We start from the raw sequence: 14,035 nt of genomic DNA, 5'->3' as shown, positions 1-14,035 counted from the left end.
TATTTTTCCCAAAAAAAAGGTAATAAAAAAAAGGGGGGGGAGGTTATATTTTAAAAAGAATTTCATAATATTCTTAGTATGTTTTTGATACAAGTGCTCTGTGTTTTGCCTCTTTTCCACAGTGGATACATTCTCCTTCAACTTCAACTTGTGGTTGTGTTCCAAGAATGTCTATGTTAAATTCTTCTTCAATTTGTTTACCACACTCAGTATCTCCACACCAGTTAAATGTTACAATTCCACCTTTTTTATTGATGGTTTTTGATACTGCTTTTAGTGATTCAACGTAGTGTGTTTTATCTTCCTGGAATTTATTTGATTTTACTTTAAGATCTTCTGTGATTTGATCAAGTACTGCTTGTATATCATCTACTACTGTATCTTCATTGTAGTCCATGAATATTTTCTCACCAGTATCACGTCTGTTTAATACAATTTTTTTATTTTCAAGATCTCTTGGTCCTACTTCAACTCTGAGTGGTACTCCTTTGTTTTCCCATTCATAGTATTTTTTACCAGGTCTTATGTCACGTTTATCTTGTTTTGTACGTATTCCTGCATCTTGTAGTTTTGCCTCTAGTGCATCTGTAAATGCAAGTACATCATCCTGGTTTTCTTTGAAGATAATTGGTACAATCATTACTTCCTCAGGTGCTACAATTGGTGGAAGAACAAGTCCTTTTTCATCACCATGTGCTGCAATTACTGCTGCTATTACACGATCTGATAGTCCATATGTTGTCTGATATACATATTGGTGTTCTGATTGTTCATCTTCATATGTTATGTCAAATGTTTTTGCAAATGTTGTTCCAAGGTTGTGTACTGTTCCTATTTGGAGTGTTTTTCCATCTGGCATTATCATATCAAATGCTATTGTATATTCAGATCCTGGGAATTTATCCCATTCTGGTCTTTGACTTATTGTGTATGGTACTGCAAGTTTGTCAAATAAGTCAGAATAGATTTGAATTCCTGTTTTCATTTGTTCTTCTGCTTCCTCAGCTGTTGCATGTACTGTGTGTGTTTCATTAAATGTTGTTATTTCACGTACACGTATTAGTGGTCTTGTATGTTTTGTTTCATATCTAAATGTACTTACAGTTTGATATACTTTTATTGGAAGATCCATGTGTGAACGTACCCATAGAGCAAACATTGGATAGATTGATGTTTCACTTGTTGGTCTTAGAGCAAGTTTTTCATTAAGTTCATTTGCTCCACCTTTTGTTACCCAGTATACTTCATCTTCAAATCCTTTTACATAGATTGCTTCTTTTGCAAGATCACTTTGTGGTATAAGCATTGGGAAGAGTACTTCTTCATGTTCTTTATTTAGCATTTCTTCTAGTGTATTTAGCATGTTTTTTCTTATTTGAAATCCTCTTGGTAGCCATACACTCATACCTTTTATTGGATATCTTGAATCTATAATTTCTGCTTCTTCTAATATGTTATGAAACCATTCACTAAAATTTTTCATTAACTCACCGTTTTATTATTACTATATATTTATGTTTTTTTATGATAATAAAATTTAAGAAAATTTCTTTAATGAAATTTTATATTAAACTTGATTGTTGGGGTTAATTATTTATCTTTTTTATAACAATAGTATTTAATATGAATAATTTAGTTGTAATAATACCTGTTTCAAGTTTTAACACATCAAAAACACGTCTTTCACCATTTCTTTCAGAAGATGAACGTAAGAATCTTCTTAAATGTATGCTTAAGGATATTGTTAAAAATATTACTGGTGTTGTTGAAGAGATTATAATTACAAGTAAGGACTCAGAAGTTCTAGATTTTGGATGTGATCTTAATTTAACAACATTTATGGAACATGAGCATAGTGGTAATTATCTTAATTGTGCACTCCTTGATTGTATCAACTTTGCAAAGTGTGAATTTGAGTATTGTGATATTGTTATTGTTCCTGCTGATATTCCACTTATAACAAGGAGTAATATTGAATATATTAAAGATCATGATGTGTATGATTTTATTATTGCTCCATCTCGTGGTGGTGGAACTAATATGTTATATTTTAAAGGTAAGTATGATTTTATTCCAAAGTTTGGTGAATTTAGTTTCTTTAAACATATTGATGAGGCAGAAGATCTTGGATGTAGAGTTAATGTGTATGATTCATTTTTCTTATCTCTTGATATTAATACACCACAGGATCTTGGCGAGTTATTATTACATGGAAAATTAACAGATACATATATGTATCTTAAAAAGTTAGGTGTTAATGTTTTAAATAATCATGGAAAGGAGAGGTTATATGTCTTTAGAGAAGATTGATAAATTTAGTGGTAAGTTGTGTTCTATGTCTGTTGCTGGTCTTGACCCATCAGGTGGTGCTGGAATTCTTGCTGATTTGAAAAGTTTTCATGCTCATGGAATTTATGCTACATGTGTTACTACTACTTTAACATCACAAAATCCATTTAATGTAAGTATGGTTCAAAAAGTTGATGTAAGTTATATTGAAGATGCAATTGATAGAATTATGGATGTTTATCCTGTTGAATATATGAAGACTGGTGTTTTATATTCTGAGGATATTGTTAAGGCTGTGGCTGGTAAGATTCGTGAGTATAACCTTAAGGCTGTTGTTGACCCTGTTATGATTTCAGAGAGTGGCTGTACTCTTGCAGGTGATTGTTTTGCAAGTTGTCTTAATAAATATTTGCTAAAGGATGCATATTTAACAACACCTAATGTATATGAAGCAGAAGAAATAATAGGTCATAAAATAGATACACAAGATGATATGATTGATGCTGCATTAAAATTAAATAAAAAGTGTAACTGTATTATTACAGGAGGACATATGCATGGAAATGATGTGGTATGTCATGATGGTGAAATATCACTAATTGAGGGTAAAATAATAAAATCAGACAATACCCATGGAACAGGATGTAACTATTCAGCAGCACTAACAAGTAGACTAATACAAGGATATGATATTGTTGATGCATGTAAGCTTTCAAATGAATACATACAAGATGCAATAAGAAATGGATTTTACAATACACCATACCAGTTTTCAAATAAATTCTAAAAAAAAATAATTAAAGTTGGGGAGGTTAAGGAAGTTTAAAAGTTTCTATAATGTATATGCATCAGAACTTTTAATTACTGAAATATTAGCTTGTATTAATACTTCAGTTGCTTTATCATTATCTTCTGTTTTAAGAACAACTAAAGCTTTTTGTGTAATTTTATCTACAAATGCATAAACATATTCAACATTTAAGTTATTATCTGTAAGTATGCTAAGTGCACCTTCAAGTCCACCTGGTTGATCTTCAACTTCTATTGCAAGAACTTCAGCAAGACTTACTGCAAATTCATCTTGAAGTACATCTTTTGCTTTTTCTGGTTCTGATACAATCATTCTAAGAATTCCAAATTCTGATGTATCTGCAATTGATAAAGCTCTTATATCAATTTCATTATCTGCAAGTGTTTTTAATGCTTTTTGAAGTCTTCCTTCTTTATTTTCTAAAAACACTGATACTTGTTTAAGTTGCATAATTACTATCTCCTTCCATAATTTTTTTATTTAATTTTAACTGAAATCTCTTTTATCAATAACTCTCTGTGCTTTACCTTCACTTCTTGGTATTGAGTAAGGTTCAGCAAGTGTTACTTTTACACCAATTCCAATTACTTCACGTATATTTTTAGCAATTTTATTTCTAAATTCTTCAAGATCTATCATTGAATCTGTAAAGTTTGCCTGGTCAATTTCAACTTGTACTTCAATTTCATCAAGTGTTCCAGGTCTTGAAACAATAATCTGGTATGCAGATGCAAGAAGATCTTCTTTCATGATAACTTCTTCAATCTGTTTAGGGAATACAATTACACCTTTTACTTTAAGCATGTCATCGCTTCTTCCTTTAATTCTATTCATACGAACTGTTGTTCTTCCACATTTACATTTTTCATAGTTAAGTGATGTAAGATCTTTTGTTCTGTATCTTATTACAGGCATACCTGTTTTTGTAAGGGATGTGAAAACTATTTCTCCTTCTTCACCTTCAGGTAGTACTTCGAGTGTTTCAGGGTCAATAATTTCAGGATAGAAGTGATCTTCTGCAATGTGCATTCCTTCTTTTATATGACATTCTGTTGATACTCCAGGACCTATTACTTCTGTTAATCCATAGATGTTTTGTGCTGAGATGTCAAGTTTATCTTCAAGTTTTTGTCTAATTTCCTCAGACCACATTTCAGCTCCAAATACTCCACCTTTAAGTGGTAATTGCTTAGGATCCATTCCTTCTTTTTCCATACATTCAGCAAGGTATAATGCAAACGATGGTGTACAACAAAGGAAGTCTGCTGGTAGATCTTTAAGGAAGTTTATCTGTCTTTTTGTATTTCCTGATGACATAGGAACTGCTAGTGCTCCAATTTTTTGTGCTCCATATTGTGCTCCATGTCCACCTGTGAAAAGTCCAAATCCATATGCTACATTTACAATACTGTTTTCTTTAACACCACAACTTGCAAGTCCTCTTGCTGTAACTTCAGCCCAGATGTCAAGATCTTTCTGTGTATATGCTGCTACTGTTGGAATTCCTGTTGTTCCACTTGTTGAGTGTACTTCTTTCCAGTCTTCTTTTGGTGCTGCTTGTAGTTTGAATGGATATGTTTTTCTAAGATCATCTTTTGTAATAAATGGAAGTTTCTGGATATCTTCTAGTGTTTTTATATCATCTGGTGATACTCCATGTTCATCATATAAGTTTCTGTAGAAGTCCACATTTTCATATGCATATTTTACTGATTTTTGTAGTCTTCTTAGTTGTAATTCTTTAAGCTCTTCACGGCTCATACATTCTCTTTCTTCATTAAATATGTAAACTTCATCATCGCTTAGTTGTACCATATATTAACCTCTAATTAATTTTTATTATAATTTAAATTTTGAAATATTTACTTTTTTATTTTTAATATCATCATCTGTCAGTTCTATCATTGCTGCATTATCACTTGCTACATCACCAGGATTTAGTACTATTGTTTCACCAATTTTATCTTCTGCTATTGCTTCATGGATATGTCCTGATAGATTTAGTGTTGGCTGGGTTTGTTCAATAATTTTTCGTATTGATTTACTTCCTACATGATCTCCTGATGGTATAACATCTGCACCTGTTCCATATGCTGGTGCGTGTGTTATAAGAATTGTAAAGTTATCATCTTTAAGATCATCACTAAATTTACTTAAATTTTCATATACGCATTCTTCGCTATATTCATTTGGAGTGTCAAATGGTGTCACATTAGATCCACCATATCCAACGAGTGTGATATCTTCAAGTTTTATACATCTATTATGTATATTAATTGCTTCTGATTTATCAATTAATGAATCTGCATTTTCAGGATCACAATTTCCAAAGATAGCATATACTGGTGCATATTCTGAGAATTTATTTAATGTATCAATAAAAAGATCTTCAGGACCAAACTCTGTAACATCACCAATAACTATTATATAATCAACAACATTTCCATCAAGATATGAATATACCTTCTCAGGAGCACTGTGAATATCTGAAATAGCTAATATTTTCATAAATATAATCTCCCCTTAATTTTATTTAATAATCTCTATCTAATTTATTTTAAATCTAAAAAAGTAAAAAATATTATTTTCAATTAATTCTATGTAAAATAATCTATTTTTTAATATTAATAAAATTTAATAACAAAAAAAGGTAAGAAAAAAAAGAATTATGGTGGTTAAAAAAAATAAAAATTTGTAATTTTATACTCTACATCTGTTCTGCAAAAAATGGACTTAATTCTTTAAGAGCACTTGTAATTTGAGGTTTTTCACCAAAGACAAATATTGATGTATCATTATCATCAAATTCAATGATAACATTTTCATATTCACATACTTCAATAAATCTTTCCTCAGCTATAGGTTCTTTGAAATTAAATCTTACAAAATCAAAGTTTGCAGGCATACCAGCAATAAATTTAGATTGTATTTTTATTGGCTTAAATACTTCTTTTCCCTGTGATGCAAGAAGAATTTTTTCTTCCCATTCTTTAACAAATTCCTCACCCTGGCTTTTTGATATAAGCATAAGGTATTGTTCTACATCTCTGAGAAGTCCATTTATACGTGGAAGTTCTGCATATCTATCAGGTTCTTCTGGATTTTCAAGGTAGAAGTTTGTAAGAGCACGTGCAAGTTGAAGATCTTTGATTATGTTTTTTGGAATTTCATATGTTTTTGTAAGAACTTTAAGTAAGTGATCTAGTACAGTCCATTTAAGATACAATGGATGTTGTGTAGAATCACGATTATCCATTGAGATGACCTTCTAGTATGTTACGAATATTGAAGTTGTAGATTTGTCCATCAAGTGATTCTTCAATTTCTTTATCAATTTCTTCCATTGAGGAGTAACTATCTAAGAATAAGATATGGTAACTTGTAGTATCTTTTACTTTTAATACAGCAATAGGTGTGTTATCTTCGATTTCTTTATTTTCAATTGTTGCTTTGTATTCTACAAATTTTTCATAATCTTCTGGTAAATCTCGTTGTTTAAATACTCCTATCAGTTCTACTATAAATTTCTGCATATTTTCACTCCATATTAAGTATATATTATTTTGATTTATTTTATTTTCTAAATCTTATTTTTTTTTATATTTTTAATATTATTATATTTAATATTCTATTTGTCATTATTATTATATCTAAATATGCTTTTTTTTATAAAAATAGTGTATAATTTACTAAAAAATAGTGTTAGTTTGAATAATTTATCTTAGTTATAGGTGATGATATTTTAAATAAAAAAAAGGGAATAAGAAATACCATAAAAGATAGATCTTATTCCCTTCCTTTTTTTAAGAATTTTAGACATTAAAATAAAAAGTCTTATTCTTCTCTAGGACTGTTCATTTTTTCAACTAATTCAGTAGGATCAACTACTTGTTTGTCAAGTGTTAATTCTTCTGGTGAAAGTCCCATTGCTAATCCGTATAATTGAGCTAAGTGTAATACTGGGATTTCGTAGTTTGTGTCGTATTGGTTGTTTACTTCTACTTGTCCTGCATCAAATTGCATGTGACAGAATGGGCAAACATCTACGATTGCATCTACGCCAGCTTTGGTCATGTTTTCAAGTTTTTCATGTGTGAAACTTGTTGTTACTTCAAGATCTCTTGCTCTTAGACCTCCACCTGCTCCACAACACATCATTTTGTCTTGGTAAGGTACAGATTTTGCACCTGTAATTTCTACAAGTTCATCAAGAATTGTTGGGTTTTTAGGGTTGTCGATTTGTACTTCGTCACTAGGTTTGAGGAAGTGACATCCGTAGTGTACAGCAACATTTAAGTTTAAATCTTTTTCAAAGGTTTCAGCGATTTTTTCAAGTCCAACTTCGTTGTATAATACTTCTGCGAAGTGTCTTACATCGGTTGTTCCTTGGAATTCTCTTCCGATTTCTTTTAAAGATCCGTTTACTTTTTCTTTAAGTTCTTCATCTTCTTTTAATGCGTTGTTTGCTTCGTGTAATGATCCGAAACATCCGTTACATTCTGTTAATATTTGTCCACCCATATCTTCAGCAATTGTTATGTTTCTTGCTGCGATTGTTGCCCATGTTTCTTTATCAAATGATCCAAATACTCCAGGTGCTGGACAACATGAAGCTCCTTCCATGTCTTTTAATTCTACGCCTAGTTTTTCCATTAAAACTCTTGTAGCTTTTTCGATACCTGGGTATCTGTTGTTCATTATACATCCTAAAAAGTAAGCATATGCCATAATTTATCCTCCTAATTAAAAATTTTCAATTAAAAACTTATTCTTCTTTAAGGTCACCGGTGTTCCAGTCGTAACCTATTAATTCATCGAATTTTGTAGCTTTAATTAAAGTTTGTACTTCTTCTAAAGCTGCTTCATCGCTGATTGTTGTAGGTGGTACTTCAGGGAGTCCGATTTCTGCACGTAAAGCTTTTACTTTATCGTTAATTGGTACTGCGTGACCGGTTTTTGCTACGAAAGAACCAGTTTTTTTGTGTGCTAATGCCATGTAGCCTTCGTGTGCTGCTACGTTTCTTACAGCTTTTACGATTTCTACAATTTTTACATCACGAGGACATCTTTCTTGACATGCGTAACAGGTTGTACACATCCAGATTGCGTCATCTGAAATTACGTCTTCTTTTAATCCCATTAATGCTTTTCTTACTAATTTTCTGATTAGGTATGGTGTTCTTCTACCTGAAGGACATGCTCCTGAACAGGTTGCACATTGATAACATACTGCTAATGATTCACTTCCATTTGCCATAATTTCATCTTTAAATGAAAGATCTACATCTGCGTCTGTTACTAAATAATCACTTTCGTTTAATAATGTCATTTTTTCACTCCATTAATAAAATACACAATATAAAAAATAAATTTATAATTGTTATTTTTAAATTTAAAATATTTTACATCCAAGAAAAAATATTTTTTTTATTAGATGTGGATTTTGATAAAAAAACACATCCTATTTTTATTTTTTATCAAATCCAATTTGGATAAATTTTTAATAGTTAACTTGTAGAAATTTACAAAATGATTTTTCCATTGTATAAATCTCTACTTATTAATTTTTTTAAGTTTAGTATTTAAAGGTTTCAAAAAAACTACACTGTGTAACCTTAAAGGTTACACACATCTTAGGTACAACTAAAAAAAAATGAAATTAATCTATAAAAGATAATACCATATAAAAAACAAAAAATATAAACATAAACAAAAAAAACTTAAAGGATGTAGAAAATAAAATGATGAAAATAAAAGCACATGATGGACCTGCAAGAATAGGTCAACAAGATGAAATGCAAACACCAAACATAATAAACTACAAACAACTAGACACAGTAGAAAATATAGCAACACCATTTAAAATACAAAAAGAAATAGCCGAAGAAAACATGCGAAAAACAATAGAACTTGCAAAAAAAGAAGAAGACAAAACAAAAATAGCAGTAATACAAGGAGCACAATACACAGACCTAAGAGTAGAATGTGCAAAACAACTAGAAAAACTAAACTACACAAAACTAACATTTGCAAATACAGATGAACTACAAAGAAATCCAGAAAAACTACTAGAAATAATAATCAATGTACGAGAAAACATAAACCCAAACACAACACTATACTTCCCATTTGCAACAACACAAATCATACCAATACTAGCATACATAGGAATAGACATCTTTGATACATCACGTGCAATATATGAAGCAAAAAATGACAACCTAATGACACAAACAAACATCTACCCAGCAAGTGAATATGACATGACAGATGACCTGGAAAAAGAAAACATAAAACAACTAGAATATACAATATGTGAAATACAACAAAACATGAAAAACAAAACACTAAGAAATCTAACAGAACAAAGAGCAGCAACACATCCAGAGTTAATGACACTACACAGACTACTAGATAAAAATCATCAAAACTATCTACAAAAATACACACAACTATACTAAAAAAAAGTAAAAAAAATATAATGAAGGGGGATGAAAAGATATTCCTAAAAAAAATTTATTCATCAATATACTTAGCTGATGCCATGATACGATTATAGGTTCTGCGAGCAGCAGCACCATCATAACCAATATAAATATGACATTGACTATTGTCATGTTTTGTACATATAACTTCATAAAAACAAGTCTTATTATCACGAATAAATTGAATATCTTTATAAACATCATGAGTTATGTGGGCACCCTTCAGAAAAGATACGTCTTTATTTGTATTATTCATATAAAACACTTCTTTTTACACTATCTTTTTTATTATCCTAAAAAAGATCTTTATTTTATCAAAAAACCATTTTAACTTCAAAAACTTCTTATCAAAGGAGAATTTAAGCTTTAACAACCACTTAAAAAATCCCTTAAATTTAAATAAAATCTTCAAAATTAAAATTATACTACTTCTTTTTTTACACATTTTTTTAATACATCACTCGAAAATTATTATTTTAAATATCATGTAATATTATAAAGTAAGAAATATTTAAAATCTTTCTTTAAAAAAAAATAGCTAACTAAAATAAGGTTTAAAGATTTAATAAAATAATAAAAAATATTTGAAAAAAAAAGTATAATGGTAGAAAAAATATTTTATTCTACCATTGTAAGTTTAGATGACTTATTAACTTTAAGAGCATCTAAACTATCCACACCAAATACAACAATACACTCTTTCTGATAATTATTACTTCCCACATATTTAACTGTAAGATTATACTTACCAGTTTTTAGAGATGATGTATTATAAATGAGTTTTGCACATCCATCTTTAAGTTGTGATTTTAATGTATTATTATGTGAATCTTTTATTGTAACACTATTAAGCTTATAAATTATAGAACCATCAAGAGATTTATTATTCATATCTATAGCTTGGGTTACTACTTCTATGTTTGAGGTATGTTTAAGTAATTCAACACAAACAATAGCATTAGGAGTCATATCAATAGATGTTTTTATAGATTTCTGATTATACCTGGAATTTACACCAAATATAACTTCAACATCATGTTTTTTAAATCCTAACTTTGATGTATCAATATTTAAATTCAATACACCATCTTTCATAGTTGTTTTAATATTTGATTTTCCATCAATTTTAACAACAACCTTCATATCTCCTTTAAGTTGAATACCATCAACATCACATATTTTCATAGAAAGTGGAATGTTTTTTTCATCTCCATATAATTTAATATCAGCAATATTTATAGATTCAAGATTACGTCTTGAAACATTAAATATACCATTTGTTTCACATCTTAAATGATATGGAGCTGTATATATTGCAGTTAAATATAATTTCCAGCACCAATATTACTTGGAAGTTTATACTTAAAATTTAAGATATTACTATTAACATCTAATTTTATAGTATTATTATTTTCATCTTTAAGTGTTTTACCATTTAATTTAAAAATAACATTTCCACTAATATTTTGCATATTATAATCTATAATGAATAAATTAACATCTAATACATCACCAATTTTAGGATGATTAGTTAAAATATCCATACTTACTGTAGCATTTTCTACTACAATTTTAGAATTAATTAGATTAGGATTATAAATATCCTGTTGTGGAATTAGATTTAATTTAAGATCATGAACACCTGAATTTAAATTTTCTGTATTAATAGAAATATCCATTTGACTATCTGTAATTGTCATATTTTGTGTATTAATACCATCAAGGAATACTTCAACTACAACATCATCAAAAATACCCCTATTTTCTACATCTTTTAGTGTTTCATTAATATTTAAATCTTCACCTATTCCAACATACCTTGTATCAAGTGATATATTTTTCATATCAATTTTATGTGTTATTTCAATATCTTTAGTTTTAGAGATAACATCATAATTTTTTGAAATATATACTACATCAAACCTATAAATTCCTGTATTCATTACAAGATTTTCAAAGCTTAAATCTGCACTTCCATTAATAACATTAGCATCACCAATAACAACACTATCTTCACTAAATTCTATAATTCCACCATTAATAGGATTGTTTGTATCTTCATCAACAACTGTTGTATGAATTGTCATATTATCAATAGTTTTATTTCCAGAATCAATGAAAACATTCATTTTTGCACGTCTATTTTTAACTTTAGCTGTTGTTGTTATGTTTTTAGCATTATAAAGTTGACTTTCAGGTATTAATAATTTAATATCATACATTCCCTCTGTAAGTTGTGCAATTTTAACATCAACCTTACCATCAACAATATCTGTTATCATAAAAGGTTGTCCATTAATAACAACTGTAGCTGAAATATTTCCAAGTAGTTTAGAATTTGTAGTCTTATCTAAAATATCAGCCTTAATTTCTAGATCTTCACCAGAATATATATTTTGTGATGGAATTGTAACATCACAAATATCACTACGCATAATATTTATGAAAGTAGAAAACTCATTAGAGTTATATTCATCATCAGTAAATGTTACCTTGAAAAGATAACGTCCTGCTGTTTTTGTTTGATCTAGTGAATAATTTAATCTTGAAAATCCATTATTTAAATTTTGAGTAGATATTACTTCATCATTAAGATAATAGGTAACAACACCCGAATTTATCAAGGTTTGATTTTCATCAAATACTATAGTATTTGCTTTAAGTTTACCGAGTATTTTAAATGAATCATCAACATCCACATTTACACTAGCGTTAGTTTTAGGCTGTTTAATTTTCACAGTCTTATTATTATTATCAGTGTTAGAAATACTAATTATATTTATTTCTTCACTATATGGTTCTTCATCAACGCTTCTTATGTCTAAGTCTGGATCTCTCAATCTTCTTATCGGATTATTTTTCGCATACTCAGAGTTACTATATAAATGATCATAAGCTAATAATTGACTTTCATTATCACTATTAGTATCTGTCATATTATTATCATCTGCTGCTGCAGCTGATGTAATTATAGTTATGAAAAATAATGAGATAAATATGATTGAAATATTTTTCTTTATATTCTTCATATTCCACCAAGTATTCGATATGTTCAAAAAACTGAACAATAAAAAGTATGTTTAAAATAATACTAAATATTTAGTATATATAATAACTATTAAATTAGTTTAAAACTAATTAAAGATAAAAAAAAATAACTAAAAAATATTCTTTAAATATATAAAAAAATAATATACAATAAAACATTAAAAATAACACTTAAAATTTAGAATTTTAATAAAAAAAAATAAGAAAAAAAGAAAGATGCTTATGAATTTAAATTTCTAGAGGAAATCCTTAAGAAGTTCTTCATCAACATCTGCAAGAGTAATTAAAGCTTCAGCTTCAATAAAGTGAAGATCACCAGGTACAATCATACAATGAAGTGGTTCACCAAAGTCAAAGTCTTTAACATCACATACACGACCACCTTTAACTATAGGTTTATCACTACCTGCATGAGCAATACCAATTACAATTCTATCATCATCAAATACTCCCTCATTACGTTCACCTTCAACTTTTGATAAATAATCAATTGCCTGATTAACAGTCATATATCTATCTTTGTGAGCTTGAATATCAAGAAGAACAAGAGTATGTAATCCATTTTCTGAATTCTGTTTTATAGCATCATATGGTGAGTGTGGGAAGAAGTTCTCATCAGGGAATGGAACAGTAGTTGTTTTACCAAATTTATATGCTTGAAGACCACTAAGTCCAGGAGCTGCAGAAAAAATACTACTACCATGTATAACACATGTTTCTATACCCTTATTTTTAGCTTCAACATACAAATCTGTATGAGTAGTTGCCATTAAAGAGTCACCTGCTGTAACAAATGCAATATCCTTATCCATAGCTTCTTTTATTATGACATTATTATCTTCAACATCTTCTCGTTTAAGTTGAATAAAAGGAACATCAATTTCATCCATCAACTTATCAATATTACCACCCATCAAACGTGCTGTATAAAACTCAGCATAAATACAATCAACACTCTTAAGTGCCTTATAACCTTTAAAAGAAATATCATCTTCACTAAATAAACCAAGACCTATAAAATATAACAATTAAAACAAACCTCCATAAATATAAATTAATAAAAAATAGTCAAAATTAAAAGTCTAAATTAAATAATATCTATGTAATTAAAATATAATAAAATTAATTGAAAAATAAATAGAAAATATTGCAAAACAAAAATAAAATTACTTCTAAAAACAGTTACTAAAAAATAAATAAAATTAATAAAAATAAATAATCAAAAATATATCAGTTAAAATTAGTTTAAAAAATAGCTTTTTTTTGTATTTTTTTAAGGGCTGGCAACTTTCGAGCCTTCCCATAAGTTTACCGCTTATAGTACCAACAAGAACGTAGATAGACTTTATTACTGAGATCGAGACGAGATCAGATGTGACCCTATCGCTTTGGTCGCCATACC

14 protein-coding genes, 1 rRNA gene and 1 pseudogene are annotated in these 14,035 nt (G+C 28.8%); 3 read left to right on the top strand and 13 right to left on the bottom strand.

Translation table 11 applies throughout. The features are described 5' to 3' along the window. Positions 1–73 precede the first annotated feature (73 nt). Entirely contained in the window at positions 74–1,483 is a 1,410-nt protein-coding gene (gene proS, locus MRZ80_RS02485) for a proline--tRNA ligase (RefSeq protein WP_292535870.1), read from the bottom strand. A 140-nt stretch (positions 1,484–1,623) separates the two neighbouring features. Between proS and cofC the strand changes: the two genes are divergently transcribed. Beyond that, complete coding sequence (gene cofC / locus MRZ80_RS02480; protein ID WP_292535868.1) at positions 1,624–2,310, top strand: 2-phospho-L-lactate guanylyltransferase; 687 nt, start codon at positions 1,624–1,626, stop codon at positions 2,308–2,310. Further along, positions 2,291–3,076: a bifunctional hydroxymethylpyrimidine kinase/phosphomethylpyrimidine kinase gene (gene thiD / locus MRZ80_RS02475; protein ID WP_292535867.1), complete on the top strand. Its 786-nt coding sequence runs from the start codon at positions 2,291–2,293 to the stop codon at positions 3,074–3,076. The genes cofC and thiD overlap by 20 nt, the downstream gene beginning before the upstream one ends. A gap of 45 nt (positions 3,077–3,121) precedes the next feature. Here thiD and MRZ80_RS02470 read toward each other — a convergent pair whose 3' ends face one another. From MRZ80_RS02470 to hdrC, 7 genes and pseudogenes are all read right to left on the bottom strand, one after another. Continuing rightward, positions 3,122–3,550 carry an acetolactate synthase gene (locus MRZ80_RS02470; protein WP_292535865.1) on the bottom strand — a complete coding sequence of 143 codons (429 nt, stop codon included), beginning with the start codon at positions 3,548–3,550 and terminating at the stop codon, positions 3,122–3,124. A gap of 36 nt (positions 3,551–3,586) precedes the next feature. Continuing rightward, positions 3,587–4,915 (bottom strand): phenylacetate--CoA ligase, encoded by a 1,329-nt coding sequence (locus tag MRZ80_RS02465; protein ID WP_292535864.1) that lies wholly within the window; start codon positions 4,913–4,915, stop codon positions 3,587–3,589. Between the two features lie 24 nt (positions 4,916–4,939). Next, on the bottom strand, positions 4,940–5,608 hold the full coding sequence (locus tag MRZ80_RS02460; protein WP_292535863.1) for a metallophosphoesterase: 669 nt from the start codon (positions 5,606–5,608) through the stop codon (positions 4,940–4,942). A gap of 199 nt (positions 5,609–5,807) precedes the next feature. After that, entirely contained in the window at positions 5,808–6,356 is a 549-nt protein-coding gene (locus MRZ80_RS02455) for a DUF2096 family protein (RefSeq protein WP_292535861.1), read from the bottom strand. Next, on the bottom strand, positions 6,349–6,633 hold the full coding sequence (locus MRZ80_RS02450; protein WP_292535859.1) for a DUF749 domain-containing protein: 285 nt from the start codon (positions 6,631–6,633) through the stop codon (positions 6,349–6,351). The genes MRZ80_RS02455 and MRZ80_RS02450 overlap by 8 nt, the downstream gene beginning before the upstream one ends. A gap of 301 nt (positions 6,634–6,934) precedes the next feature. Next, the gene (hdrB, locus tag MRZ80_RS02445) at positions 6,935–7,828 is read right to left on the bottom strand and encodes a CoB--CoM heterodisulfide reductase subunit B (protein ID WP_292535858.1); all 894 of its coding nucleotides are present in this window, start codon (positions 7,826–7,828) and stop codon (positions 6,935–6,937) included. Positions 7,829–7,865: 37 nt separating this feature from the next. Beyond that, positions 7,866–8,435 (bottom strand): annotated as a pseudogene (gene hdrC / locus MRZ80_RS02440) (CoB--CoM heterodisulfide reductase subunit C); the annotation flags it as partial. Positions 8,436–8,799: 364 nt separating this feature from the next. Here hdrC and MRZ80_RS02435 point away from each other — a divergent pair. Continuing rightward, complete coding sequence (locus MRZ80_RS02435; RefSeq protein WP_366512296.1) at positions 8,800–9,561, top strand: tRNA-guanine transglycosylase; 762 nt, start codon at positions 8,800–8,802, stop codon at positions 9,559–9,561. Positions 9,562–9,616: 55 nt separating this feature from the next. Here the strand turns inward: MRZ80_RS02435 and MRZ80_RS02430 are convergent, their stop codons facing one another. The 5 genes from MRZ80_RS02430 to rrf form a co-directional block, all read right to left on the bottom strand. Then, positions 9,617–9,841 carry a hypothetical protein gene (locus tag MRZ80_RS02430; protein ID WP_292535851.1) on the bottom strand — a complete coding sequence of 75 codons (225 nt, stop codon included), beginning with the start codon at positions 9,839–9,841 and terminating at the stop codon, positions 9,617–9,619. Positions 9,842–10,203: 362 nt separating this feature from the next. After that, entirely contained in the window at positions 10,204–10,770 is a 567-nt protein-coding gene (locus MRZ80_RS02425) for a hypothetical protein (RefSeq protein WP_292535850.1), read from the bottom strand. Between the two features lie 134 nt (positions 10,771–10,904). After that, on the bottom strand, positions 10,905–12,614 hold the full coding sequence (locus tag MRZ80_RS02420; RefSeq protein WP_292535848.1) for a hypothetical protein: 1,710 nt from the start codon (positions 12,612–12,614) through the stop codon (positions 10,905–10,907). 255 nt (positions 12,615–12,869) lie between these two features. Continuing rightward, positions 12,870–13,661 carry a diphthine synthase gene (gene dph5 / locus MRZ80_RS02415; RefSeq protein ID WP_292535846.1) on the bottom strand — a complete coding sequence of 264 codons (792 nt, stop codon included), beginning with the start codon at positions 13,659–13,661 and terminating at the stop codon, positions 12,870–12,872. Between the two features lie 250 nt (positions 13,662–13,911). Continuing rightward, positions 13,912–14,033 (bottom strand): 5S ribosomal RNA (gene rrf / locus MRZ80_RS02410). Between the last annotated feature and the right edge of the window lie 2 nt (positions 14,034–14,035).

The organism is Methanosphaera sp. (genome assembly GCF_022768985.1).
In the GTDB taxonomy this organism is placed as follows: Archaea; Methanobacteriota; Methanobacteria; order Methanobacteriales; family Methanobacteriaceae; genus Methanosphaera.
Note: the sequence above shows the minus strand (reverse complement) of the source record. Positions and strands in the feature narration are given on the sequence as shown.